The organism is Sphingobacterium sp. UBA3549, assembly GCF_002376635.1.
Taxonomy (GTDB): domain Bacteria; phylum Bacteroidota; class Bacteroidia; order Sphingobacteriales; family Sphingobacteriaceae; genus Sphingobacterium.
Window position 1 is genome coordinate 150,041 of sequence record NZ_DFOE01000028.1, and the last position, 25,769, is coordinate 175,809.

The 25,769-nt window shown below is 40.5% G+C and carries 21 protein-coding genes and 1 tRNA gene; 16 read left to right on the forward strand and 6 right to left on the reverse strand.

Features of this window, described 5'->3' with window-relative positions; all coding sequences use genetic code 11:
- Positions 1–20: 20 nt before the first annotated feature.
- On the reverse strand, positions 21–1,001 hold the full coding sequence (locus B2W36_RS14140) for an acyl transferase (RefSeq protein WP_293888264.1): 981 nt from the start codon (positions 999–1,001) through the stop codon (positions 21–23).
- A gap of 268 nt (positions 1,002–1,269) precedes the next feature.
- Positions 1,270–2,013 carry a 3-oxoacyl-[acyl-carrier-protein] reductase gene (gene fabG, locus B2W36_RS14145; protein WP_293888266.1) on the reverse strand — a complete coding sequence of 248 codons (744 nt, stop codon included), beginning with the start codon at positions 2,011–2,013 and terminating at the stop codon, positions 1,270–1,272.
- Positions 2,014–2,480: 467 nt separating this feature from the next.
- On the opposite strand from fabG, the gene B2W36_RS14150 reads away from it, so the two are divergent.
- The 3 genes from B2W36_RS14150 (at position 2,481) to B2W36_RS14160 (ending at position 5,878) form a co-directional block, all read left to right on the forward strand.
- Complete coding sequence (locus B2W36_RS14150) at positions 2,481–3,980, forward strand: malate:quinone oxidoreductase (RefSeq protein WP_209575696.1); 1,500 nt, start codon at positions 2,481–2,483, stop codon at positions 3,978–3,980.
- 214 nt (positions 3,981–4,194) lie between these two features.
- Positions 4,195–4,812 (forward strand): nicotinamide riboside transporter PnuC, encoded by a 618-nt coding sequence (gene pnuC / locus B2W36_RS14155; protein ID WP_293880979.1) that lies wholly within the window; start codon positions 4,195–4,197, stop codon positions 4,810–4,812.
- Positions 4,787–5,878, forward strand: a complete 1,092-nt coding sequence (locus B2W36_RS14160; RefSeq protein WP_293888267.1) for an acyl-CoA dehydrogenase — start codon at positions 4,787–4,789, stop codon at positions 5,876–5,878. Before pnuC ends, B2W36_RS14160 begins: the two co-directional genes overlap by 26 nt.
- Before the next feature lie 424 nt (positions 5,879–6,302).
- Here the strand turns inward: B2W36_RS14160 and B2W36_RS14165 are convergent.
- Positions 6,303–6,374: transfer RNA gene (locus tag B2W36_RS14165), tRNA-Arg, on the reverse strand.
- Between the two features lie 203 nt (positions 6,375–6,577).
- Entirely contained in the window at positions 6,578–7,480 is a 903-nt protein-coding gene (gene xerD / locus B2W36_RS14170; protein ID WP_293888268.1) for a site-specific tyrosine recombinase XerD, read from the reverse strand.
- A 240-nt stretch (positions 7,481–7,720) separates the two neighbouring features.
- On the opposite strand from xerD, the gene B2W36_RS14175 reads away from it, so the two are divergent.
- Positions 7,721–10,576 carry a M16 family metallopeptidase gene (locus tag B2W36_RS14175; RefSeq protein ID WP_293888270.1) on the forward strand — a complete coding sequence of 952 codons (2,856 nt, stop codon included), beginning with the start codon at positions 7,721–7,723 and terminating at the stop codon, positions 10,574–10,576.
- 66 nt (positions 10,577–10,642) lie between these two features.
- Here the strand turns inward: B2W36_RS14175 and B2W36_RS14180 are convergent, their stop codons facing one another.
- Positions 10,643–11,503: a sigma-70 family RNA polymerase sigma factor gene (locus B2W36_RS14180; RefSeq protein ID WP_209575686.1), complete on the reverse strand. Its 861-nt coding sequence runs from the start codon at positions 11,501–11,503 to the stop codon at positions 10,643–10,645.
- Positions 11,504–11,892: 389 nt separating this feature from the next.
- Between B2W36_RS14180 and B2W36_RS14185 the strand changes: the two genes are divergently transcribed.
- Entirely contained in the window at positions 11,893–12,105 is a 213-nt protein-coding gene (locus B2W36_RS14185) for a helix-turn-helix domain-containing protein (protein WP_209575684.1), read from the forward strand.
- A gap of 5 nt (positions 12,106–12,110) precedes the next feature.
- Here the strand turns inward: B2W36_RS14185 and fmt are convergent, their stop codons facing one another.
- A complete protein-coding gene (gene fmt, locus B2W36_RS14190) occupies positions 12,111–13,028 on the reverse strand; it encodes a methionyl-tRNA formyltransferase (protein ID WP_293888497.1) in 918 nt (305 codons plus the stop codon).
- A 143-nt stretch (positions 13,029–13,171) separates the two neighbouring features.
- Here fmt and B2W36_RS14195 point away from each other — a divergent pair, with 143 nt between their 5' ends.
- The 11 genes from B2W36_RS14195 to B2W36_RS14245 all read left to right on the forward strand — a co-directional run bounded on the left by B2W36_RS14195 (position 13,172) and on the right by B2W36_RS14245 (position 25,744).
- On the forward strand, positions 13,172–14,389 hold the full coding sequence (locus tag B2W36_RS14195; RefSeq protein ID WP_293880968.1) for an ABC transporter permease: 1,218 nt from the start codon (positions 13,172–13,174) through the stop codon (positions 14,387–14,389).
- Between the two features lie 115 nt (positions 14,390–14,504).
- A complete protein-coding gene (locus B2W36_RS14200) occupies positions 14,505–16,628 on the forward strand; it encodes a cation:proton antiporter (protein WP_293880966.1) in 2,124 nt (707 codons plus the stop codon).
- A gap of 26 nt (positions 16,629–16,654) precedes the next feature.
- On the forward strand, positions 16,655–17,917 hold the full coding sequence (gene icd, locus B2W36_RS14205; protein ID WP_293880964.1) for an NADP-dependent isocitrate dehydrogenase: 1,263 nt from the start codon (positions 16,655–16,657) through the stop codon (positions 17,915–17,917).
- A 55-nt stretch (positions 17,918–17,972) separates the two neighbouring features.
- Positions 17,973–18,230, forward strand: coding sequence for a hypothetical protein (locus B2W36_RS14210; protein ID WP_209575674.1), 258 nt, complete (start codon positions 17,973–17,975; stop codon positions 18,228–18,230).
- A 187-nt stretch (positions 18,231–18,417) separates the two neighbouring features.
- Positions 18,418–19,488: a 3-phosphoserine/phosphohydroxythreonine transaminase gene (gene serC / locus B2W36_RS14215; RefSeq protein ID WP_293888273.1), complete on the forward strand. Its 1,071-nt coding sequence runs from the start codon at positions 18,418–18,420 to the stop codon at positions 19,486–19,488.
- A 143-nt stretch (positions 19,489–19,631) separates the two neighbouring features.
- Positions 19,632–20,579, forward strand: coding sequence for a D-2-hydroxyacid dehydrogenase (locus B2W36_RS14220; protein WP_209575670.1), 948 nt, complete (start codon positions 19,632–19,634; stop codon positions 20,577–20,579).
- 124 nt (positions 20,580–20,703) lie between these two features.
- The gene (locus B2W36_RS14225) at positions 20,704–22,017 is read left to right on the forward strand and encodes an aspartate kinase (RefSeq protein WP_293888275.1); all 1,314 of its coding nucleotides are present in this window, start codon (positions 20,704–20,706) and stop codon (positions 22,015–22,017) included.
- Positions 22,018–22,030: 13 nt separating this feature from the next.
- Positions 22,031–23,191 (forward strand): diaminopimelate decarboxylase, encoded by a 1,161-nt coding sequence (lysA, locus tag B2W36_RS14230; protein ID WP_293888276.1) that lies wholly within the window; start codon positions 22,031–22,033, stop codon positions 23,189–23,191.
- Positions 23,192–23,325: 134 nt separating this feature from the next.
- On the forward strand, positions 23,326–24,084 hold the full coding sequence (locus tag B2W36_RS14235) for a prolipoprotein diacylglyceryl transferase (protein WP_293888278.1): 759 nt from the start codon (positions 23,326–23,328) through the stop codon (positions 24,082–24,084).
- Positions 24,085–24,089: 5 nt separating this feature from the next.
- Positions 24,090–24,329: a hypothetical protein gene (locus B2W36_RS14240; protein ID WP_046675824.1), complete on the forward strand. Its 240-nt coding sequence runs from the start codon at positions 24,090–24,092 to the stop codon at positions 24,327–24,329.
- 11 nt (positions 24,330–24,340) lie between these two features.
- The gene (locus B2W36_RS14245) at positions 24,341–25,744 is read left to right on the forward strand and encodes a radical SAM protein (protein ID WP_209575662.1); all 1,404 of its coding nucleotides are present in this window, start codon (positions 24,341–24,343) and stop codon (positions 25,742–25,744) included.
- The last annotated feature ends 25 nt before the right edge of the window (positions 25,745–25,769 follow it).

Sequence of the window (25,769 nt, forward strand, 5' to 3'; positions counted from 1 at the left end):
ATATACGCTTTTTCAAATCCCTATTGAACCAGCAAGTTGCAACCCCGTATATCACTTTGATCAAACCGACCCAATATTTCAAACGATCCATCCGCATGTACTTTCCCTAAATCCTGTGTTGCGATAAACGAACAGGAATAGCGATTCGCTAGATCGATAACATTAATTCCACCAGATTTATTCGAAGGAATCAAACTCAATGGATCATTGGTATCCCGGATCAGTATTTTCATCCATTTGGGTAGCTGAAAAATTCCTTGACCAGAGGAATAACCCTGAGATAGTAGTTCCGTCATCCCATATTCAGAATGAATTCCTACCACACCGAAAGCTTTTTCAAGAAGCTGATGGATTTCTTGTTTGACCATTTCCTTGCGCTTTCCTTTCATTCCTCCTGTTTCCATAATGATTAATTCTGGAAAATCGAAGGCATAGTGTTCGATAAAATCGAGAAGGGCATACGTCACTCCGAAGAGTATCGTCTTCGTTCCTTTATTTTTGAGCCGGACAAGTGTTTCGTATAGCTCTTGATGGTTATACAGAAAGTAATTGCTTTCAGGTTGATCACTTTGTTTCATAAGATCGTCAACCATATATATCAAAGAAGATCCACTTCTCTCGAGGTAAGAAGGGAGAAGTGCGAGTACGGCAATATTGCTCAAAGGGCCATAAAAATCTTCGAAGATCCGACGAAAGGTATGTTCATAAATATTCAGGTCTGTCACAAAATGTTTCGAGGTCAGCATTCCCGTCGTTCCGGAACTGGAAAAGACCATTTCAGCCTCCATTCCTTCGGTGATAACCTGTTGGGTTTTGAAAAATTCAATAGGTAGGAAAGGAATCTCGGTATAGTGTTCAATAAGGGCTTTATCCTTTCCCAAGATGCGGATATAGTCCCGATAAATTTTGCAATGCTGGCTTTGGAATTGGTAGGTCTCTAAACACTGCTGATTAAAATCATACTCGGTTTTAATCTCAAAAAAATCCTTCCAATTCGTCATAGCATTTAAAAATTTGATAGACAAAATTAACTAAAATTTGGAAACATTAACAGGTCTTATTGTTTCAGTTTTATCGGATGCGTAGTGAAGTTGAACGATAGCATAGCCGATAAGCAGGTGCAGGCAAGAATTCTTGGGGCTAAGCTGCAGCGCGCGTGTTCACTTGTGTACGATAGGTATGTACTGGAGCTGCTAGGAAAGCGCATGCCATACATATCGTGTAACAAGCTCAGATCCAATGTAAAAAAGCATCTGAGCTTGTTTATGTTTATAGCATACCGCCGTCAACAGGAAGAACCTGGCCGGTTACGTACGCCGATAAGTCGGATGCTAAATAAAGACAGGCATGAGCAACATCTTCCGGCTGTCCCGCGCGTTTCAACGGAATTCCTGCTTCCCATCCGGCAACAACTTTCGGATCCAATACATCCGTCATTTCCGTCCGTATAAAACCTGGAGCAACAACGTTAGCACGGATATTACGCGAACCTAATTCTTTTGCGACAGATTTTGTGAACCCGATAATACCTGCTTTTGAGGCAGCGTAATTCGCCTGACCAGCATTGCCCTGAACACCCACTACCGAAGACATATTAATAAATGAACCCTTGCGGTTTTTCATCATAATTTTTGAAGCTGCCTTGGTGACGTTAAACACCGACTTGAGGTTGACATTTAAGACATCGTCCCAATTTTCTTCAGTCATACGCATCAATAAGCCGTCTTTTGTGATACCCGCATTGTTTACAACAATATCCAGTCCACCGAAATCGGCAACAATGGAATTGATTAGTTGTTCCGATTCTTCAAATTTTGAAGCATCAGAACGATAGCCGATTACTTTCGTACCGAAAGCCTGAAGCTCCTGCTCTAACGCCTGTCCTTTTTCGACAGAAGAAAGATATGTGAAAGCGACGTTAGCACCATGTTGTGCAAAAACTTCTGCAATTTTCCTTCCGATTCCTTTCGATGCTCCTGTTATTAAAGCAATTTTTCCTTCGAGTATTTTCATCTGTATAAGTTATTTATCTTTAATTATTTACGATACGACATAGATCCATCGTTCCGACTTCCTCCCGCGTTGCTCTTCCTACACATTATGGAGATCAATACGACACGGGCGCTTTCCTTCGGTCGCTATCCAGCTATGCCACAGCGATTCTTTTTTTTTATTTTTTATCCCTGTCGCTTCTAGACATTTTGCAAAAATGTTAAAACTATATTATAACACAAAATCTTTCGATAAATAACGGTCTAAATTAGCAGAACATTATGCCTTCAGCTGATGTTTACAAAAGCGTTGCTTGCTATTTTTTTAGCGAACGGATTTAGTGGTTAACAGTAAGCGTTTACTCACTTTATATAATTTTAATAAATCCATGGTATTTTTGAATAAGTGCTTCTAAAAAGTACAGTTTTTTGACAAAAGACTTGGACGTTTATCAAAAACTATATTAAATTTGCATCAATCACAAAAACATGAGCAAAAAATCAAATAAAGAAGTTGACGTTGTTCTAATCGGCGCCGGTATTATGAGTGCTACTTTGGGTACTCTAATCAATGAATTAAGCCCAGACGTTAATATTGAAATTCTTGAGCGTTTGGATGTTGTGGCTGCTGAAAGTTCAGACGCTTGGAATAATGCTGGCACGGGTCACTCTGCCTTATGCGAGTTAAATTATACGCCCGAACAGAAAGATGGTTCTGTAAAGATTGATAAAGCAGTGAAAATTGCTGAGCAATTTGAGGTATCTAAGCAGTTTTGGTCCTACCTTGTTGATAAAGGCATCATTACCCAGCCTGAAAATTTTATCCGTAGTATTCCACACCTGAGTGCGGTTTTTGGTGAAAAAGATGCTAAATTTCTAAAAACAAGATGGGAAACGTTAACGACCCAAAACTTGTTTAAGGGGATGGAGTATACCGAAGATGCTGAATTGCTGAAATCATGGATTCCATTGATGATGGAGGGGCGTGATAAAAACGAAAAGATTGCTGCAACGAAAATGGATCTTGGTACAGATGTCAATTTTGGCTCATTGACACGTGATTTGATCGCTAATCTTGCAAATAAAGAAAATATATCCATTTCGCTAAACCATGAAGTCATTGACATCGAACGTGAAGATGATGGCCGTTGGGAAGTGGAGGTCAAAGATTTAAAAACAGGAGTAAAGAGAGAAATCAAAGCGAAATTTGTATTTATTGGTGCTGGTGGACACTCCTTGCTGTTGTTGGAAAAATCTGGAATACCAGAAGCAAAAGGGTATGGTGGCTTTCCGGTAGGAGGCCAATGGCTGCGTTGCGTGAATGAGGAGATTATTAATGCCCACCACGCCAAAGTGTACGGCAAAGCCTCTGTAGGTGCTCCACCGATGTCTGTGCCGCATTTAGATACGCGTTATATCGATGGCAAACAAGCTTTGTTATTTGGGCCTTATGCGGGTTTTTCAACAAAATTCCTCAAACAGGGGTCTTATTTCGATCTACCGGCTTCTATCAAGTTGTCGAATATCCGACCGATGCTATCTGCCGGACTTGATAATTTGCCCTTGACCAAGTATTTGATCACAGAAGTCATGAAATCTCCGAAAGATAAACTGGAATCATTGAAACAATTTATGCCCACAGCAAAATTGGAGGACTGGGTGATTGAGAAGGCGGGACAACGGGTTCAGGTGATCAAGAAAGATGAGAAGAGAGGTGGAATTTTGGAATTTGGAACAGAGGTCGTTTCTAGTTCAGATGGCTCTATTGCCGCGTTATTGGGCGCTTCTCCTGGCGCTTCTACCTCTGTTGCTATCATGATCAGTTTGCTGAAGAAATGTTTTCCTGAGCGTGCTAAATCAGATGAATACCGCAAGAAGTTACGTGAGATGATACCATCACACGGTAAATCATTGAACGATGATGCACAGCTTTGTAAAGAAACACGTATACGCACACATAAGGCGCTGAAATTAATCGATATCGATTAATCAATTCGACCGCCAATATACTTGAGGGGTGCTTCGAATGGCTTTGGCCGTTCTGGGCTGAGATTATACCCAATAAAAGCGATTGTTCCTCTTTGTACAATCGCTTTTATATACCTGATCCAGGTAATGCTGGCGTAGGGATTTAATTTCAATAAAAACAGCTTTTTTCCCCGAAGGTTTATTATAAGATCACAAGCAATAATAAACAATTCGAATGACTCCCGAATCCATTATCGACGCTTTTATAAAACAGATGCAGCAGGCCACAGTAGCGGAATGGCTAGGGGTTTCTTTCGGCATTCTGCAAGTCTGGTTTTCACGGCAAAATAAATCAATCCATTATATTTTTGGAATTATAGGCATACTGATATCCGTATATGTATTATTTCATGCAAAACTGTATGCTGAAATATTGTTGCACCTGTATTATTTAGTCATGAGCATCTACGGCTGGATGTATTGGAAATATAGCAGTGACGTCGCTACGCCGATAACGCATTGTGAAAAGAAAGATTGGTGGATAGTAAGCTTTATCTGCACCGCTGGTTTTCTGTTGTTCTATTTTGGATTGGTGCACTTAACAGACTCGGATGTTCCACTATGGGATTCTGCCGTTTCTTGTACCGCTTGGGCAGGAATGTGGTTGTTGGCAAAACGTAAAATAGAAAATTGGATACTGTTGAACATTAGCAATCTAATGGCTATTCCGTTATTGATCCATAAAGGATTGTTCCTTTATTCCGGACTGACTTTGTTTTTATTTGTGATGGCATTTAGTGGATATTTAAATTGGAGGAAAATCATACGTGAAGAGAGATATGCAACTCAATAGTGCGGATATTGCAATTCTGAAAGACAGTCAGGCAAAAGGTATTCAGCAGAAATCCTTGTCGGATGAACAGTTGGAGCTAATCTATCGCAGAAAATGGTTCAAAATCTGGATTCCCGTTGAATTGGGGGGATTAGGTTTAACGGTGCCCGAAGGTCTCAATGTATTGGCTGATTTAGCGTATTGGGACGGCGGGCTGGCCTGGACAGTTACATTATGTTCGGGAGCAAATCTTTTTGTGGGTTTTATTGACCCCGTTTTAGGTGATCAAATTTTTAAAACGGAACGCGTTTGTTTCGGTGGTAGCGGTCAGGCATCTGGCACAGCAACGCGCGATGGTGAACATTATCGACTCACAGGATTTTGGAAATACGCCACTGGAGCTCCCCATTTAACCCATTTTACGTTGAATGCAACGATTCAGGAAGAGGGCAAACCCGTATTGGATGACAAGGGAGATCCCCTTGTAAAATCATTTTTTGTCGATAGGGAACATGCGCTGGTTCATTATGACTGGGATACATTCGGATTAGAAGTGACAGCCTCGCACTCTTTTTCGCTGCAGGACGTTCCTGTTGATGGTAAACGGTGTTTCGAAATCAATGCGGCAAAAAGCACACGCAGTGATCTACGCTATCAATATCCCTTTATGCCTTTTGCTGAGTTGACCCTGCTGGCCAATTTTATCGGGATGTATAAGCGATTTCTGGATTTGATTGAAAAACTGTTTGTGTTAAAAAGTAAAGCGTCCAAATGGGAGCATGCAGCGAGTAAAGCTGCTTTCGACATGCTCGATGAACTTCAACAGGATTTCATAATACAAAAGGATGCTATCCTGAATTTGGCTGATCATTCTTGGGATAACCTCAGCAATGGAATCGATAATGCCTTAATTTATGCGCAAATAGCGACGCAAAGCCGTGATTTTGTGTCTTCCATCTTAATGAATACCGCTAAACTCTATCCTCATGCAGGGATTTTGGGGGCGGCCGTTGACCAAGAGATCAATATCATCTTCCGAAATATTTTTACTGCTTCACAGCATAAGTTGTTGCAAAAAAGTATATAAATAAAAGCTTAGTTTAAAGAATTTTTTGTTACAAATGCTGGGTTATCTACAGATTTTCCGCTGCTAATTTTTGATGTGCCAAAAGAAGACCAACTTGTAACCAACTCGACCCTTTTTGCAGTGCTTGCTCAGTGCTCGTTCAGTGCTTACTCAGTGGTGATTCAGTGACGAGTGAACAAGCACTGAATCACCACTGGTTAATAATTGTTCTAAAGCTGTGTTTAGGGGTAAATTGGTGTTAGGATATCTTCTTTCTAATTGGTATCTTAGCTATTTTTTGCCATGACATAGCCAACCGATTCGCACGCATTGCGGAATTTTTGCCGTTAAGGAATGCTGAGGAATATTAAAATGGCGAAGTCAACATGGCGCTGGATTAGGTATATAAAAAAAGGAGACAATTTCTTTGAAATGTCTCCTTTTGTGTTCCCGGCGGGGGTCGAACCCACATCGTCAGAACCGGAATCTGAAATTCTATCCATTGAACTACGGGAACGTCCCGCAAAGATATACTATTTTCTAGATCTAACAAATATCTTTACGATAAAATTGAAACTTTTAGCAGGCAATTTTTAGCGATAATTAGCGCCGTTTTTTTGCTTCTAGATTTCAGCAGTTCCTCATTTTTTTAAGTCGGTGCTAATGATTTGTTTAGGCATACTTCGGATCGGAAAAAGGTGACAGTTGACAGCAGGTTGGTTATGACCGTGGGTGGTATTGCGTGATTACGGAATGCAGGTAATCCTTGTCAATATGCGTATATATTTCGGTAGTTGTGATACTTTCGTGTCCGAGCATATCCTGTACAGCGCGCAAATCGGCACCGCCTTCCACCAAATGAGAGGCAAAACTATGGCGAAAGGTATGTGGGCTAATGTTTTTCTGTAAGCCTATTTTTAGGGCAAGTTCTTTGATTATCAAAAATATCATGACCCGGGATAATGCAGCTCCTCGTCTGTTGAGAAATACAATATCTTCATTTCCCGGTTTAATCTTGATGTGAGGCCTGATGGTTTCCAGGTAGATGCGGAGGTGTTTAATGGCGTGTTGACCAATTGGTATGAGGCGTTCTTTGCTTCCCTTGCCTTCAACTTTGATAAATTCTACATCTAAAAATAGATTGGATAGTTTGAGTGTGGTAAGTTCCGAAACACGGAGGCCACATCCATATAAGATTTCGATGATAGTTTTATTTCGTTGGCCCTCGGATGAAGAGAGATCGATTGCAGAAATCAATTGATCGACCTCCTGTATACTTAAAACACTGGGCAGCTTGCGCGCCAAGCGCGGTGCCTGAATAAGGTCTGTAGGATTGTTGCTGAATGCATGCTCAATGATCAAAAAGCTAAAAAAGGTTTTAAGTCCAGATATCAATCTCGACTGCGTGAACGGTGAAATATTGAATTGCTGCAGCCAAACCAAAAATTCCTGGATATTTTTTCTCGCTATGTTGTTTAAAACCAGATGATTGTCTTCACAATATATCTGAAATTTGGATACGTCATTTAAGTAAGCGTCAATAGAATTTGCACTTAAGCCTCTTTCGAACTTTAAGAATTGTTCGAATTCTTTTTTGATGACGTTCCAGTTTTTAAAATCCATTTGCAGCAAAATTACAATTAACTGTCGTTCTTTTTGAAAGATATTCAGTATTTTTAGAATGATTTCTACCGGTCCGAACCAAATGCAGTAAAAGCAGCAGCAGTATGCTGTTCGATAAGGTGTTGGAGAATAATCGTAGTGATCTGTATTTTATGATTTATCGGAACATTCATCTCCAGTTCCGTTTACCCTAATAGCAAACAATTGATAAAAATAACTGAAAAAAAAGAAATTTTTTCTATGAAATTCATTAAACCATTAGCATTAGCTTTTCTGTTACCAGCTACCTTTTATGTAGCGGAAGCAACAATGCCAACCACGTTAACTGCGGAAGCGCGAGCGATTCTATCACAAGATAGTGTGGCTCTGAATCAGAAATTACCCTTCGACAATGAAGTGGTTACAGGTAAACTCAAAAATGGATTTACATACTTTATTCGTAAAAATAGCGAGCCGAAAGGTCGTGTTACGATGTATTTGGGTATGAAAGCAGGCTCTATTCTGGAAAATGAAAAGCAACTGGGCTTAGCCCATTTTTTGGAGCACATGAATTTCAATGGTCTGAAGCATTTTCCGAAAAACGAATTGGTCAATTATCTGCAAAAGGCCGGGGTTCGCTTCGGTTCGGATCTGAATGCCTACACCAGCTTTGACCAGACCGTTTACCAATTGCCAATTCCTTCTGATGACCCTGAACTTTTAAAGAATGGTTTGCAAGTCATGCGCGACTGGGCCCAAGATGCACTATTGGATGCTGAGGAGATCGATAAAGAACGCGGAGTTATCTTAGAAGAGAAGCGTGGCGGGAGAGGAGTGCAACAACGTCTCCAAGATCAATATTTTCCAATGTTGCTGAATGGTTCGCTTTATTCCAAACGCTTACCAATCGGTACGGAGGAGATACTTAAAACGTTTCCTTATTCGGAAATACGCCAGTTTCACCAAGACTGGTATCGGCCCGATTTGCAAGCTTTAATTATCGTAGGAGACATTGATCCTAAGGAAATGGAAGAACGGGTGAAGGTGTTGTTTGCCGATATGAAAATGCCCAAGAAAGCATTGGAGCGTAAAAAATACCGGGTAGACCTGCTAAACAAAAACCAGTTCTTAGCAATTTCAGATCCAGAGTTACCTTATACGGTGGCTCAGATTCTCATCAAAAGCGAAAAGGATAAAGTGGAAACCGTAGGAGATTACAGAAACGAACTTTTGAAAAGTGTTTTCAACAAGATGATCGCTGGTCGTTTTTCTGAATTGATGCAACAGCCGAATCCTCCTTTTATGCAAGCCGGTGGAAGTATTAGCGATTTTGTGGCCAACCTCAATACCTTTTCATTGTTGGTTGTGCCTAAGCCCGGGGAGCTCGAGTCGGGATTTAAAGCTATGTTAACCGAATTTGAGCGCATCCAAAAGTATGGTTTCACGCAAACGGAGCTGAACCGTGCTATTGCAGATATGAAAAAAGGTAATGAGATGTCTTTTATCGAACGCGATAAAAAGAAATCGGATAGCTATGTCAATCGTTATCTCAATTATTTTATCGATGGCGAACCTGCTTTAAGCAATGAAGATGCCTACCGTCTGACTAAGCAGCTGCTACCGACTTTAAAACTAACTGAGGTCAACGGCTTGGTAAAAAAATATTATACCGATCTGAACCGCGATGTATTGGTGATGGCGCCCGAGAAAGATAAAGCAACCTTGCCGACTGAATCTGCGGTAATGGGCTGGGTAAAAGCAGTTGAAGAGAGCCCCGTCACTGCTTATGATGATAAAGTTTCTGATCTTCCGCTACTCTCAAAAGAACCCGTGAAAGGCAAGGTTGTATCGTCTAAAAATATTGATGCCGTTCAAGCAAAAGAATTGACACTAAGTAACGGCGTAAAAGTGATCCTTAAGCCTACGGATTTTAAAAACGATGAGATCCAGATCATGGCGTATAGCCCGGGGGGAACCTCGCTCTATAACGACGCAGATTACTTTTCGGCCGCCAATGCATCTTCTTTAATTGATGCCAGTGGTGTAGGACAAATGAGCAACATTGAGCTCACAAAGTACCTTTCAGGAAAGGATGTTTCCATCTCTCCATACATCTCCGAACGTTATGAGGGTATTTCAGGTCGTACAGATAAAGAAGGTTTAAAGAACGCTTTTGAATTGATTTATGGTTATTTTACTGAACCTCGTTTAGATCAGGATATTTTCCAGAGTACAATGACCAGAGCGAAAGGATCTTTGGAAAATAGATTAAGCAACCCCAATAATGTGTTTTCCGACAAAGTGAAAGAAGTATTGTACGGTAATAATGTCCGCCGTCAAAATCCGACGGTCGAAATGATCAGCAAAATCGATAGGGACCGTGCGTTGGCAATTTATAAAGAACGCTTTGCGGATGCCTCTGATTTTGTGTTTACCATCGTAGGGTCGTTTGACGAGAATCAGATTAAGCCTTATTTAGAAACGTATCTCGCTTCGCTACCGATTCAAAAAAGAGGCGAAAGTTATAGAGATCTAAATATTGTGGAGCCAAGCAAAGGCGAACGCGTAGTTGTTCACAAAGGCAAGGAAGAAAAGGCGAGCACACAATTGGCGTATTATGGAGACTATAGCTTTGGAGAGGCTGAAAATGTCAATATGGAAGCTTTAGAAAGTGTGTTGACGATCAAATTACTTGAACGACTTCGTGAAAAAGAAGGTGGTGTCTATGGTGTAGGGGCTCAGGCAAATTTCAATAAACTACCAAGACCCCGCTATGCTTTTTCTATTGGCTTTGGTTCAGCAGTTGATAAGACTGATGCCTTAATCGCTTCGGCATTGGATGAGGTAAAAAAGATTCAGGAACAAGGACCCGACAAAGTGGATCTGGAGAAATTTCTGGCAGAGCAACAGCGACAAAACGAGTTAAATCTTCGTGAAAATAGCTATTGGTTGAACTACATATCCAGTTCTTATCAGAATGATCTCGATCTTATGCGCTATACACGCAGGTTGGATAATTTGAAAAAGGTGACACCAAAGTCCGTACAGGATGTTGCAGGAAAATATTTGAAAAAGGATCGACTTTTTGAATTTATTTTGATGCCGGATTCAAAATAAGAGGTACATAAAAAATCCCAATCATTTCTGATTGGGATTGCCAAAATTTTTAATAAGTATCTCTTATTAACCCAAGTAGGATTTTAAGATTTTGCTTCTTGAAGTGTGTCTCAAACGTTGAAGAGCTTTGTCTTTGATCTGACGAACGCGCTCACGTGTCAAACTGAATTTCTCTCCGATTTCCTCTAACGACAGTTGGTGGTTGGAACCTAATCCAAAGAAAAGTACGATAATTTCACGTTCTCTTTCTGTTAATGTTGCCAATGATCGTTTGATTTCTTCGGATAGTGATTCATCGATCAAAGAACTGTCTGTGTCTGGATCATGGTTTTCCAGTACGTCCAAAAGTGTGTTTTCTTCACCTTGAACAAAGGGAGCATCCATAGATACGTGACGCCCAGAGTTACTTAGGGTATCCGAAACTTTGTCTACCGTAGTTTCAAGAATATCCGCTAATTCTTCTGGAGACGGCTCTCGTTCGTATTCTTGTTCTAGTTTTGAGAAAGCCTTACTGATTTTGCTCAATGAACCAACTTGATTCAATGGCAAACGTACGATACGTGATTGTTCAGCAATTGCTTGAAGAATAGATTGGCGAATCCACCAAACCGCATAAGAAATAAATTTAAAACCCTTTGTTTCGTCAAAACGTTTAGCTGCTTTAATTAAGCCCAAGTTACCTTCATTGATTAAATCACCTAAGGTTAAACCTTGATTTTGATATTGTTTTGCTACTGATACGACGAAACGAAGGTTGGTTTTAGTCAATTTTTCCAAGGCAACTTGGTCACCTTCACGGATGCGCTGTGCTAATTCAACTTCTTCTTCTGCTGTAATTAAGTCTACTTTACCAATTTCGTGTAAGTATTTGTCCAAAGACTGTGACTCACGATTGGTAATAGATTGTGTAATTTTGAGCTGTCTCATTAATTTTTATTAATTCTCCTCTCTAAGAAATGTTTGCGAAAATACGAAAAATTTTTGAATTATTAATGGAAAATTGATTAACTAACCACTCATATCTAATGAGTTAGGTTTTTTTGACATGGAATTTAAAGCTATCAAAAACTATTCCATTTTAATGTTTTTTTTCTTATATTTACCACTAATCGTATTCAACTATTTGACTGCTAAAGCGCTAAAGGGTTTAATTTTTTTTCTTATTATTCGCAATCTAACGGTCTGATAGTTGATTCATGTTCCAATTCACATTTTCGAAATTTATTTTAAAATGATAATTTTATGATAAAACAAAACTGTGTGTGTTTTTGTTTTACTAATGACATTAATAAATTTTAAAGAATAAAAATTATATTATGCCAATCTTAATTCACTTGGATAGAATAATGAAAGAGAAAAAGATGTCACTCAATCAATTGAGTGACAAAGTCGGAATTACCTTGTCTAATCTTTCAATCATTAAGAACCAAAAAGCAAAGGCATTGCGATTAGACACCCTTGAAGCGATATGCAAAGCATTAGACTGTCAGCCTGGTGATCTGCTGCAATACGATGATGGTGGGGACTAGAAAGGCTAAAATCGATAGCCTTTTAGAAAATCCACTACATTCATTCTTTTTTTGCCTTCCAGCTGAAGGTCAGAGATAATAAGGTAGCCGTCCTGAGTCGCAATTTTTAAGAAACTTTTTTTATCGGTGGCAAGTGTGCCCGGCACTGTACTAGTATGAACAGTTTCTTTTTTCGCATCATAGATTTTTAATACCTTTTCATTTAGCAGCGTAAATGCAGCAGGGTAAGGGCTTAAGCCTCGGATAAAGTTGTAGACAGTTTCTGTTGGTTGATCCCAATTTATTTTACAGTCTTCTTTAAAAATTTTTGGTGCATGTTTTAAAGGCCCTTCTGTTACAACGACCTCTTGCGGCTGAGGCTGTAAAGTTCCTGCTTTTAATTGTTGGATCGTTTGAAGAAGCGTTTCTGCCCCCGCAACCATAAGCTTGTCATGAAGATCGCCCGCATTATCGGTATCTTTGATCGTCACTTTTTTTGACAATAATATATTGCCGGTATCGATTTCGTGTTGTAGCAAGAAGGTAGTTACTCCGGATTCTTTCTCCCCATTTATAACTGCATGGTTAATGGGCGCAGCTCCTCTGTACTGGGGTAGCAGAGAGGCGTGAACATTGATTGTTCCAAATTTAGGCATATTCCACACCACCTCAGGAAGCATGCGAAAAGCAACTACAACCTGTAGGTCAGCTTGGTAGCTCCTCAGTTCGTTTAAAAAAGATTCCTCGCGCAGCTTGACCGGCTGGAGAACTGGAATGTGATGTTGTTTAGCAAATATTTTTACGGCCGACTCGTGTATTTTTTGTCCACGTCCAGCAGGTTTGTCCGGAACCGTTACTACAGCTACGACTTGTTCGCCAGATTGAATAAGTGCCTCAAGTGAAGCGACAGCAAAATCGGGAGTACCCATGAAAATAATACGCATCATATTTTTTTTTAAACTCTTTAAACAGGTGTCGTAATGGATCGTGGAATGACCTGCTACAAAACACCTAATTATTTGTCATTTCAGTTTTGAGACTAACAAATTTTTATAACTTTGCGAAGTTACATAAATATATTTAAAGCTTGAATTTTCCTTATTTTTTAGCAAATCGGATTGCATTTTCTGGCAAAAGAACGTTTTCAAAATTGATCGTTCGGGTAACTATTGGTGCTATTGCTCTTGCCATTGCAGCGATAATTATCTCCATTGCAGTATTGCGCGGATTCAAAGACGAAATTATAAGTAAGCAAAGAAGCTTTTTTGCAGATGTATTGGTCCTACGTTACGACCTCAATAAATCGTACGAGAATGCCGCGATTTCGCTTACGCCAAAGCTTCAAAAGTCAATACTGGCTATTCCTGAAGTAAGTTCGATCAGTTCTTTTGCAACCAAGGCAGGGATTATTAATGTAAACAATGAGGTTGAAGGCGTAGTGCTTAAAGGTATCGATTCATTGTATAATCAACAGCCCTTTCAGCGTATGTTGATTGAAGGGAATATGATAGACTTTAAATCGGACGATGCTGACAATCAGATTTTGGTATCCAAGTATCTTGCAGATCGATTATTGTTGAACGTTGGTGATGATTTTATCATGTATTTCGTCCAAGACCCAATCCGTAAACGTAAATTTGTCATAAAAGGAATTTTTAATACGGGTTCTGAAGAGTTAGATAAGGTTTATGTCATCGGATCGCTCCATGTTATTCGCAAACTAAGTAACCTCGACGATCATGAAGTGGGCGGTTATGAGATTAGAATTAAAGATTTTAGTCAGCTTGCTCAGACAACCAGTAAGGTGGAAGATCTATTGCCTATCGATATGCAGGCGATCAATATTAAGGATCAGGTGCCGGATATTTTTCAGTGGCTGGAATTGTTGGATATGAATACCAAGATCATTTTTATATTGATGACTGTGGTCGCTATCATTAATATGATCTCTGCACTGTTGATCACAATCCTTGAGCGCACATCGATGATCGGTATTTTAAAAGCACTGGGCTATCACAATGCTGGAATTCGTCGGGTCTTCATGTATAGTGCACTTTACCTGATCGGTCTTGGATTATTAATTGGTAATCTGATCGGTTTGGGCTTTTACTTTTTCCAGGACTTTACCCACTTTTTTAAATTGGACGAGAAAACCTATTACATCTCCTATGTCGCTGTTAAGCTGCAGTGGTCTGATGTGATTTTAGTCAATTTTGCCGTTGTATTTATTGGGATGATTTCATTGTTTATTCCTTCGATGTTAATTACCAAGATTAATCCAATTAAGGCAATTTCTTTTAAGTAGCACTGTTTTTAGACATCGCATTCTAAAAAAAATCGTATTTTTAGTGCTGTTAACTATTTTTCGAGCTGTATAGAAAAATAAGTAGTTATGTTTTACGGTTAGTATACAAGCACTTATGAATAAAACTTTTGAGCATATTTCCCACGCTTTCGAAGCGCCTTTACAAAATCCTGTACTTATATTTTCTCTGGTACTTTTTATTATACTTTTATCACCTATTGTACTACGTCCAATTAAGGTTCCGGGTATTATAGGATTGATTATATCGGGTGTGATTATTGGTCCGCATGGGTTAAATTGGCTGGAGAAAAATTCGGCTATTACACTATTTTCAACAATAGGTCTTCTCTATATCATGTTTATCGCCGGCCTCGAGTTAGATATGAATGAATTTAAAAAGACCAAGAACAAAAGTCTGCTTTTTGGCTTCCTGACATTCATTGTTCCGATCAGCATTGGCTATCCGGTTTGTCACTTATTACTCGGATATGGTGTATTGCCAAGCTTATTGATTTCGAGTATGTTCGCTACCCACACATTGGTTTCCTATCCCATTGTAAACAGTTATGGTATTTCGAAAATGGAAGCTGTTGCCATTACGATCGGTGGAACAATCCTGACGGATACGGCTGTGTTAATTATACTTGCTGTTATTACGGGAGTGTCTCAGGGGAATATTGGAAATGAGTTTTGGATAACGCTGGCAATTTCTTTCGCCATCTTCCTTTTTATCATGTTTGGTGTTATTCCGCGAATTGCAAAATGGTTTTTTGAACGTCTGGGGAGTGAAAAGACCTCCAATTATATTTTTGTTCTTTCTGTGGTGTTTTTTGCTGCTTTTTTAGCTGAAATTGCTGGTTTAGAGCCTATTATTGGAGCATTCGTGGCAGGTTTGGCCCTGAACAAACTGATTCCTCATTCCTCCGCTTTGATGAATCGGATTGAGTTTATTGGGAATGCAATTTTCATTCCGTTTTTCTTGATATCGGTAGGGATGATTGTCGATGTGAGTGTGATTCTGAAAGGTCCACAAGCGCTTATAATCGCGGGGACGCTCACCGTTGTGGCGATCGTCGGAAAATATGTGGCGGCCTGGTTGACACAGATTGTTTTCAAGTATAGCCGTGGTCAGCGCAATCTAATATTTGGGTTGAGTAGTGCGCATGCTGCGGCAACACTGGCTGTAATCATGGTTGGCCATAAGAATGGAATTATCGATGAAAACGTACTTAATGGAACGATCTTGTTGATTTTGGTTACCTGCATTGTCGCAACTGTGGTTACGGGGAATGCTTCACGTAAAGTGGTGATGGACGGAGAACAGGATGAAGAACATACGGATGTAGTGAAGGAAAAAGACGAAAACATTCTCATATCAATCGCTAATATGGATAATATGGAACCTATTCTTGATTTTTCAACCTACATTAAGAGTAAGAAGTGTTCGTATCCCGTCAGTATTGTTTCTGTTGTGAAAGATAACGAACAGGCACAATTGAACATGTCAAAGGCACGGAAAAATCTGGATAACATGGTGCGTTATGCCTCTGGCAGTGAGACAAGTGTTAATATCAGTGCAACAATAGACTTGAATATTGCCAGCGGAGTGGCGAGGTCTGCAAAAGAAGTTTCTGCCAATTGTATTGTTTTGGGCTGGCCGAGTGTAGCCAATTTTATGGATAAGTTTGTGGGGGAGAAAACGGAAAGTATTTTAAATCGAACGTCAGCGAATGTGATGTTATGTCATTTTAAAAAACCCTTTATCTCCAACAAGTCCATTATCGTTTTTGCTCCGCCCATGTGTGAGGCCGAATTTGGTTTTGAGTACTGGCTGGAAAAGGTTGTCAAGCTTGCTCAGGAGTTATCCATTCCGATCACGTTTGTTGTCGATGAGCGCTCTGCTGCCGCGATTGAAGAATATCTTGTTGAGTTGAAAAATTCTGTCCCCGTTACTTTTAAACATTATAATGCCTGGGACAATTTGCAGGGGCTTAAAGCGTTTAAAGAAGAAGGGGCGATGTTCATTTTCGTTTCTGCCAGAAATGGTGAAGTTTCCTATCGCGATTCATTGGATGGTGTAGCAAAGAAATTAGATCGGATTTATGCAAACGAAAATCTTGTTTTAGTGTTCCCTAGTAGGATTGAAAATGCACACATCGATGAGTATGAAGATGTAGAAGCTGCTCCAATCTTTAGAAAGATTAGCAAAGAAATCGGAAATATGTTTAATAAGGGATAGTAATTTGTCCGTTAAAATTGAAGGTTATGTCAAATAAGATTACAATGTCAAGCGAAGGCGTCTTACAGGTGCCAGATTTCCCAACAATTCCTTTTATTATCGGTGACGGTATAGGTCCTGACCTTTGGCATGCGGCCGTTCGTGTGTTTGATAAGGCGGTAGAAAAAGGGTATGGTGGACAGCGTAAAATAACATGGAAAGAGGTGTTGGCAGGCGAGAAGGCCTTCAAAGAAACGGGTGAATGGCTGCCAAGAGAAACGTTGAATATATTGAAAGAATATCTGGTTGGCATCAAAGGGCCGCTAACAACACCTGTTGGGGGAGGTATTCGTTCGTTAAATGTTGCATTGCGTAAGGATCTGGATCTGTATGTTTGTCAGCGTCCTACCAAATGGTTTAAAGGAGTTCCTTCGCCTGTTAAACATCCGGAATATGTGGATATGGTTATCTTTCGGGAAAATACGGAGGATATTTATGCGGGAATAGAATTTCAGGCGGGTACAGCTGAAGCCAATAAACTTCAAGATTTTTTGCACGATGAGCTTGATATCGACTATGGCTTTTCGGCGACTACAGGAGTCGGCGTTAAATTAGTCTCTGAGGAAGGTTCTAAGCGATTGGTTCGCGCTGCTATAGCACACGCTATTGATCACAGTTTACCTTCCGTGACGATCGTTCACAAAGGAAACATCATGAAATTTACCGAAGGGGCGTTTAAGTTATGGGGCTATGAGGTTGCTGAGAAGGAATTTGCCGATCATACGTATACCTGGGGGCAATGGGAGCGCACAAAAGCTGATAAGGGTGAGGAGGCTGCCAATCAAGAGCAGAAAGATGCGCTGGGATCGGGGAAAATTTTAATTAAAGATATCATCGCAGATAATTTTTTACAGCAAATTCTGCTCAATCCACGTGATTTTTCGGTGGTCGCTACATTAAATCTGAATGGTGATTATATTTCAGATGCTTTGGCGGCAATGGTTGGGGGGATAGGTATAGCACCCGGGGCGAATATTAATTTTAAAACTGGGCATGCCGTTTTTGAAGCAACCCATGGTACTGCGCCAAGATTTGCCAATACCGATACCATGAACCCCTCTTCTGTGATTTTGAGCGGTGTCATGTTATTTCAATACCTGGGCTGGAACGAGGCAGCGGACGCAATTGTAAAGGCTTTGGGTGAGACAATAATAGCCAAGACGGTGACGATAGATTTTTATAATTTGATGGACGATGCTACGTTAGTCAAAACAAGTGAATTTGCGGATCGGATGATTGAAAAAATGTAAGCATTTTATTTTTCGAGATATTAAGCAGAAATTAGAATAAAATTTCTGCTTTTTTATGGATTATAATCAACTGCCGGTTTTTGTAAGGGAATCGAATATTTTTACTGAAAGTGATAAAATTAAGTTAGCTCAGATCGAACGTTTACCGACGCCTCAGGAGGTAGATGAGATTACGAGCCTCCCCGAAATTTACGAATTGTTAAATGCCTTTATTGGCGATCAATCCGCCCGTAATACTCATCTGCAGTTAAAAGCAAAGGAGTATTTGCAAGAGAATCAGTTAGATATGGCCTGGCGTGTACTGCTTATCTGATGTTTTTCGCATTAAATTTAGTATTTTTTGTGCGATCTTTTTATTGAAATCATTTGTAATTTTTTAAATTTTCAATAAAAAAACAGATTAGTTGAAAAATATATAATTTTATTTTAACTTTGGTTTTTAAAACAACAGATTGCTTAGCTAGGGTTAAACAAAAGCAATCAAACAAACTATAACATCAATGAAACATAATTTTGGAGCAGGTCCATGTATTCTGCCAAAGGAAGTATTTCAACAAGCCTCAGAAGCTGTAATTGATTTTAACAACACCGGTTTGTCAATTTTAGAGATCTCTCACCGTTCCAAAGAGTTTGAAGCAGTGATAGATGAAGCGACACAATTAGTAAGAGAGTTATTGGCAGTACCGCAGGGATATTCGATTCTTTTCCTTCAAGGCGGAGCTAGTTTGCAATTTGCGATGGCACCTTTGAATCTTTTACCTGAAGGAGGTAAAGCCGCATATTTGGATACTGGTGTGTGGGCGACAAAAGCATTAAAAGAAGCCAAAAAATTTGGTACAGTAGATGTTGTCGCTTCGTCCATCGATAAAAATTATTCCTACATTCCTAAAGGATATGTTATTCCTTCGGATGCAGCATATTTCCACTATACGGCCAATAATACTATTTATGGGACGGAAGTCTTTGAAAAGCCCGCCACGACGTTACCCGTGGTGGTGGATATGTCTTCAGATATTTTCTCACGGGAAATCAACGTAGCAGATTACGATTTGATCTATGCAGGAGCGCAAAAAAATATGGGGCCTGCTGGTGTTACACTTGTCATTGTCAAAGATGATAGGCTAGGTAAGTCAGGACGTGTTCTTCCATCGATGTTGGATTATCAATTGCAGATAGCTGGTGGTTCAATGTATAATACACCGCCTGTATACTCCATCTTTGTTTCGATGTTGAACCTACGCTGGTTAAAAGCAAAAGGTGGTGTGCCAGTATTGGAACAAGAAAATATCATAAAAGCACGTGCTTTATACGATGAAATAGATCGTAACCCATTCTTTAAAGGCACTGCTGCTGTAGAAGACCGCTCTCGTATGAATGTAACGTTTGTAATGGATACACCAGAGCTGGAAGCTGAATTTTTGGCTTTGGCAAAAGAACGCAATTTGATAGGCATCAAAGGTCACCGTTCGGTCGGTGGATTTAGAGCTTCCATCTACAATGCGTTACCACTAAGTAGTGTAAACGCACTGATTGATGCGATGAAGGAATTTGAAGACACCCATACTGCCTAAAGCTGTATGCATGTTGCTGAAGTTTAAATAGTGGCAAATAAACCATTAGTTTAGATGAAGAATTAACGAGGTCAAATCTTTTCACATGGTAGGTCTTCGGATAAGTTGAATGTTACTGATACTTTTAAAAACGATTTATAAAGATGAAAATATTAGCAAATGACGGTATCGATCCACTAGGAAAAAAAATGTTGGAGGATGCTGGTCATACGGTAGATACCAATCATATCCCACAGGAGGAGCTTGCAGCAAGGCTACCTGCCTATGATGCAATTACGGTGCGTAGCGCAACAAAAGTTCGCCAAGCCCTGATTGATGGCTGCCCCAATTTGAAAGTGATTGGTCGTGGTGGGGTAGGTATGGATAATATTGATGTAGACTATGCCCGTTCAAAAGGGATTGCGGTTGTTAATACACCGGCGGCATCTTCATTATCGGTTGCTGAGCTGGTTTTTGCCCACTTATTGAATGGTGTACGTTTTTTATACGATGCCAACAGGAAAATGCCTGTTGAAGGCAATACAAAATTTGGTGCACTCAAAAAGGCGTACGGTGCTGGAACGGAGCTACGTGGCAAGACGATCGGTATTGTTGGTTTTGGCCGTATCGGTCGCGAAGTGGCTAAAATCGCTATTGGTTTGGGTATGGATGTTGTTTACACGGATTTATTCGAGGGACCAAAAGCGTTGACGGTAACACTTTCAGGTGGTATACACGTGGAGGTTCCGATTAAACAGGTTGACATGGAAAGCCTGTTGAAAGTTTCTGACTTCATCTCTTTGCATGTTCCATTCTTGGATAAACCGGCTATCGGAGCTGCTGAGTTCCCATTGTTGAAAGATGGTGTTGGGTTGGTCAATGCCTCAAGAGGTGGTGTTATTGATGAGTTGGAATTGGTCAAAGCATTGGATTCGGGTAAAGTTGCCTTTGCAGGTTTAGACGTGTTCGACAATGAGCCGACTCCACGCGAGGAAATCTTAACGCACCCAAAAATTTCATTGACGCCACATATCGGGGCGGCAACCAACGAAGCGCAAGAACGGATCGGCGAAGAATTGGCTGGCCTGTTGATCGAAAACTTGAAGAAGTAATTCTTCCGCATAACACAAAGATATGCGGCACAAAACTTTCATGATTTTGTGCCGCATTTTTTTTAATATAAATTCATGAATTGCCTATATTGGCACACAGAAATTTAATAATTGTAACTTCAGTATGAAAGTTTTAAAATTTGGTGGTACTTCCGTGGGGAGTGCAGCACGTATCAAAGGGTTGTTGGATATTGTAAACCCTGCTGAACGTCAGATCGTCGTGTTGTCCGCAGTTGCTGGAACGACAAATGCTTTGGTCGAAATAAGTCAAGCTTACACAGCAGGTAAGAAGGACGAAGCTAAAGATTTGGTCAAGAAGCATAAGGACAAGTACGAAGACCTTATTAAAGAACTTTTCAGCACTGAACAAGGATATAAAAATGGTAAAGAATTGATCGATTACCATTTTAATCTGATTTCTACCCTAGCCAATGAATTATTTACATCAATCGAAGAGAAAGTGATCTTGGCTCAAGGCGAGTTGATGTCTACTGCCTTATGGCATTTCTACCTCAATGAAATCGGTATTAAATCCGTGTTGCTGCCGGCCTTGGATTTTATGAAAATCGACGAGGACAATGAGCCTATGGTCGAGTATATTGGTGAAAAGCTGAGCCACATCCTGGCGCAAAGCCCAGAGAATACGTTATTTATCACACAGGGTTTTATTTGTAGAAACTCGTTCGGCGAAATCGATAATTTGCGCCGTGGTGGGTCGGATTATACCGCATCTTTGATCGGCGCTGCAATCCGTGCTGATGAGGTTCAGATCTGGACAGATATCGATGGTATGCACAACAATGATCCACGTGTCGTGAAAGGTACAACACCGATTGCACACCTGAGCTTTGATGAAGCTGCCGAGCTGGCTTATTTCGGTGCTAAGATTTTACACCCCCAATCGGTATTTCCTGCACAGAAATATAATGTTCCTGTCCGGTTGTTGAATACCATGGAACCGAATGCTAAGGGTACATTGATCAGTAAAGACGGTGCTCAAAAAGGGTGTATCCGTGCCATTGCCGCGAAGGATGGTATCACGGCAATCCATATCCATTCCTCGAGAATGCTCCTTGCTTATGGCTTTTTACGTCGCGTATTTGAAATATTCGAGCGTTACAAAACGCCAATCGATATGATTACGACTTCGGAAGTAGCCGTATCGTTGACCATAGACGATACCACAAACTTGACTGATATTATTAAAGAGGTGGAAGATTTTGGCTCTGTCACCGTGGATGGCGATCAGACCATTGTTTGTGTTGTCGGAGATTTTGGATTGAATAGCCACGGATATGCTGCTCGTGTACTGGATGCTGTTAAACACCTGCCTGTCCGTATGATTTCCTATGGGGGTTCAGACTTTAACGTGTCGATTCTATTGAATTCAGATCATAAAACTGAAGCATTACGTTCACTGCACAATCGTTTATTTTAAGTTTAGGTTTTATATGATAAATACAGATATCGCGGCGAAATTTGCGGAGAACGAAACGCCGTTTTATTATTATGATCTGAATGTGTTGAACAAGACTTTGGAAGCTGCACATGTTGCATCCCACAAACGGGGATTTCACGTTCACTATGCATTAAAAGCCAATTTTAATGATCAGTTATTGAAAGCCATCCAATCGGTCGGCTTTGGAGCGGATTGTGTGAGTGGCAACGAGGTAAAGAAAGCCATTGAATGTGGCTTTGATTCTAAAAAAATTACCTTTGCCGGCGTTGGTAAATCCGATAAGGAAATCAATTATGCACTCGATCAAAATATCTTTGCATTTAATGTGGAATCTATCCAGGAGCTTGAAGTAATCAATGAACTTGCCTCCAACAAAGGTGTGAAGGCCAATGTTGCGTTGCGGATTAATCCTAACGTGGATGCGCACACCCATCATTATATTACCACGGGGCTTGATGAAAACAAATTTGGCGTACCCAATGCGGATTTGGAAAAATGTGCCGCAGTGCTTAAAAGATGCGAATTCATTGAATTGGTAGGCCTGCATTTCCATGTAGGTTCGCAGATTACGGATATGACGGTATTCAAAAGTCTATGTGTGAAGGTCAATGAATGGAAAAACTGGTTTGAGGAACGTGGTACACAAATTCGTGTGTTGAATGTTGGCGGTGGACTGGGGATTGATTATAAAAATCCTGACGGAAATGCAATTCCTGATTTTGAAGCTTATTTTGATATTTTCGATCGCTTCCTGGAGCGTACGCCACAGCAGGAAGTGCATTTTGAGTTGGGGAGAGCTTTGGTCGCGCAGTGTGGAAGCCTCGTTAGCCGCGTGCTATATGTCAAAAACGGTGTAAAGAAAAACTTTTTGGTATTGGATGCGGGAATGACGGAATTAATGCGTCCGGCTTTGTATCAGGCTTATCATAAAATAGAGAATATCAGTGCCGCAAATACGGCTGAGCCTGTGAACTATGACGTTGTTGGACCGATCTGTGAATCGTCCGATTGCTTTGGTAAGGAAGTTCCACTTCCTATTTCAAAACGTGGTGACTTGATCGCCATTCGATCGGCTGGAGCATATGGAGAGGTGATGGCTTCGCGGTATAACTTACGGGAAGAAATTCGTTTTGTATATAACACGCAGTTATAAACTGCGGTAACAGAAAATTCATTTTAAAGCCAGTCCAAAATAAGGACTGGCTTTTTGGTGTCCATACTGTCGTGTGTGTGTGCAGCGTGCTATTTTGTTCATCATTTTATTGATTGTCTTTTGTATACTTGTTTATGCTAATGACCATCGAATTTCCAGTAACGATTGATCTGTTTGGAAAAACATTTCTCCTACATCCTTTTATGGAAGGGCTGGGCATGTTTATTGGCATGCGCTATTATCAGTTGCTCAAATGGAAGGATCAAGAAAGCCTGGGGCATAGCAATTCACTTCTTATTGTCATCGCAGCAGGAGTAGGGGCGCTCATCGGATCACATCTTATCGGCTCCCTGGAGCGTCCGGACGAATTGCTTAGCGCGAGCAATATATGGGCCTATATCTGGGTAAATAATACCATTATAGGGGGCTTAGCTGGCGGTTTGATTGCAGTTGAACTGATGAAAAAGCTCATGGGGAAAAAAGAGAGCACGGGCGATCTGATGGTTTTCCCCCTGATTTTGGCCATCGCCATTGGTAGAGTTGGTTGCTTTTATACAGGAGTCTTCGAACAAACCTATGGTCTGCCTACCGAATGCCCATTTGGGATGTATCTCGGTGACGCTTATAAACGTCATCCGGTGGCGCTGTATGAAATTGCATTTCTCCTTCTTTTATTTACAGCGCTCCAATGCTTTAAAACACGCTACAATTATCATAAAGGGGTATTATTTCAGCTTTTTATGCTCAGTTATTTTAGCTTTCGTTTTGTGTTGGATTTTATAAAACCGCGGGCGATTATTCTTTTTGGCCTCAGTACCATACAAATTACGTGCATCGTGGTGATAATTTATTATATTTATTTATTAAATAGTGAACGTTTCATCAAAAAATAGGAACTATGTATTTGCTTGAAGGATCATTTGGGTCGGAAAGTACCGCAATGTTGGGACTGTTTCTACTTACCATAGGGGCTATTGTGATCGGTATTGCGCTCTTGGTGATTATTATCGGTTCGATTATCAAAGCAGGCAATAAGGAGTCAAAATTCAATGTTAACCCCTGGCTGAAAGTACTTTTGGGTGGAATTGGTGCGATGTTGGCAGGAGGACTTGCCTGTGGTCTGACTTTTATGAACTAGAAATTGTCTTTATGCCCGTTAGAAACTACACCTATTACGACTATACCATCAGTCTCTGTCCAACATGTCTTTCGCGTGTTGGCGCAAAAATCATTATTGAAAATGAGCAGGTGTTCATGACAAAAACCTGTCCCGAGCACGGATTTTTCAAAACGCTGATTGCTACCGATGTGGACTATTATAAAAACATTCGAAATTATAATAAGGCTTCGGAGACTCCTTTAAAATTCGATCATCAGGTTCACTATGGTTGTCCCTATGATTGTGGTCTATGCATCGATCATGAACAGCACAGTTGTCTCTCGATCATCGAGGTGACCGACCGGTGTAATTTGACCTGTCCAACCTGTTATGCAATGTCTTCGCCCCACTATGGGCGGCATCGGTCACTGCAAGAGATTGAGCTGATGTTGGATAAAATCGTCGAAAGTGAAGGTGAACCCGATGTCGTTCAGATCAGCGGCGGCGAACCAACCATTCACCCTGATTTTTTTAAGATTTTAGATATCGCAAAAACGAAACCCATCAAGCATCTTATGCTCAATACGAATGGGATCCGGATTGCCAATGATCCCGGTTTTGCGGAGCAACTCGCCACTTATGCGCCCGAATTTGAAATCTATCTCCAGTTTGATTCTTTTCGCCCATCGGTGCTCGAAAAGTTTCGGGGCAAGGATTTGACAGCTATTCGAAAAAAGGCTATTGACAAATTAAATGCTTTGAATTTGAGTACAACACTGGTGGTGGTGCTGGAGAGAGGGGCTAATGACGATGAAATTGGCGATATATTGGACTTTGCATTGAAGCAGCAATGCGTTAGGGGGGTAACTTTCCAGCCGGTGGAAATTGCGGGTAGAAATGCGACCGATGCGCACCATCATAAAATGACGCTTACTGAAGTACGCCAAGAAATACTGAATCAGTGTTCATTGTTGGATCCTCATGATATTATCCCTGTACCCTGTAATCCAGATGCGTTGGCTATGGGCTATATCTTGAAGATAGGAGATGAACGGATACCGTTAACCCGACATATTGATCCCGCTTTGCTGTTGAATAATCAATCCCGCAACACCATTGTCTATGAGCAGGACAAGGGGGTACAGATGCAGTTGCTGGATATTTTCAGTACGGGAATTTCCGTAGACAGCGTCAAACCAAAAGTTAATCAGCTGCTTTGCTGTCTGCCGGAGGTTTGTGCTCCCGACCTCGACTACGACAACCTTTTTCGCATCATCATCATGAATTTTATGGATGCTTACGACTTTGACGTTCGCGCTGTCAAAAAGTCCTGTGTGCATATTGTCAATAAAGATTTGAAGATAATTCCATTTGAAACAATGAATTTATTTTATCGTGATGATAAATTGAAGCGTCTGGAAGAACTTAAATTATCGGACGCTATTCGATTTTAGTGTTATATAAGCTATTTTTGTCGAA

What these genes read in the sequence shown, in the direction of transcription:
- B2W36_RS14185 (WP_209575684.1), top strand. Translation starts at nt 11,893, where the DNA reads ATGCCAATCTTAATTCACTTGGATAGAATAATGAAAGAGAAAAAGATG.
- fmt (WP_293888497.1), bottom strand. Translation starts at nt 13,028, where the DNA reads ATGCGTATTATTTTCATGGGTACTCCCGATTTTGCTGTCGCTTCACTT.
- B2W36_RS14225 (WP_293888275.1), top strand. Translation starts at nt 20,704, where the DNA reads ATGAAAGTTTTAAAATTTGGTGGTACTTCCGTGGGGAGTGCAGCACGT.
- lysA (WP_293888276.1), top strand. Translation starts at nt 22,031, where the DNA reads ATGATAAATACAGATATCGCGGCGAAATTTGCGGAGAACGAAACGCCG.
- B2W36_RS14150 (WP_209575696.1), top strand. Translation starts at nt 2,481, where the DNA reads ATGAGCAAAAAATCAAATAAAGAAGTTGACGTTGTTCTAATCGGCGCC.
- B2W36_RS14235 (WP_293888278.1), top strand. Translation starts at nt 23,326, where the DNA reads ATGCTAATGACCATCGAATTTCCAGTAACGATTGATCTGTTTGGAAAA.
- B2W36_RS14220 (WP_209575670.1), top strand. Translation starts at nt 19,632, where the DNA reads ATGAAAATATTAGCAAATGACGGTATCGATCCACTAGGAAAAAAAATG.
- pnuC (WP_293880979.1), top strand. Translation starts at nt 4,195, where the DNA reads ATGACTCCCGAATCCATTATCGACGCTTTTATAAAACAGATGCAGCAG.
- fabG (WP_293888266.1), bottom strand. Translation starts at nt 2,013, where the DNA reads ATGAAAATACTCGAAGGAAAAATTGCTTTAATAACAGGAGCATCGAAA.
- xerD (WP_293888268.1), bottom strand. Translation starts at nt 7,480, where the DNA reads ATGGATTTTAAAAACTGGAACGTCATCAAAAAAGAATTCGAACAATTC.
- serC (WP_293888273.1), top strand. Translation starts at nt 18,418, where the DNA reads ATGAAACATAATTTTGGAGCAGGTCCATGTATTCTGCCAAAGGAAGTA.
- B2W36_RS14200 (WP_293880966.1), top strand. Translation starts at nt 14,505, where the DNA reads ATGAATAAAACTTTTGAGCATATTTCCCACGCTTTCGAAGCGCCTTTA.
- B2W36_RS14210 (WP_209575674.1), top strand. Translation starts at nt 17,973, where the DNA reads ATGGATTATAATCAACTGCCGGTTTTTGTAAGGGAATCGAATATTTTT.
- B2W36_RS14240 (WP_046675824.1), top strand. Translation starts at nt 24,090, where the DNA reads ATGTATTTGCTTGAAGGATCATTTGGGTCGGAAAGTACCGCAATGTTG.
- icd (WP_293880964.1), top strand. Translation starts at nt 16,655, where the DNA reads ATGTCAAATAAGATTACAATGTCAAGCGAAGGCGTCTTACAGGTGCCA.
- B2W36_RS14175 (WP_293888270.1), top strand. Translation starts at nt 7,721, where the DNA reads ATGAAATTCATTAAACCATTAGCATTAGCTTTTCTGTTACCAGCTACC.
- B2W36_RS14180 (WP_209575686.1), bottom strand. Translation starts at nt 11,503, where the DNA reads ATGAGACAGCTCAAAATTACACAATCTATTACCAATCGTGAGTCACAG.
- B2W36_RS14140 (WP_293888264.1), bottom strand. Translation starts at nt 1,001, where the DNA reads ATGACGAATTGGAAGGATTTTTTTGAGATTAAAACCGAGTATGATTTT.
- B2W36_RS14245 (WP_209575662.1), top strand. Translation starts at nt 24,341, where the DNA reads ATGCCCGTTAGAAACTACACCTATTACGACTATACCATCAGTCTCTGT.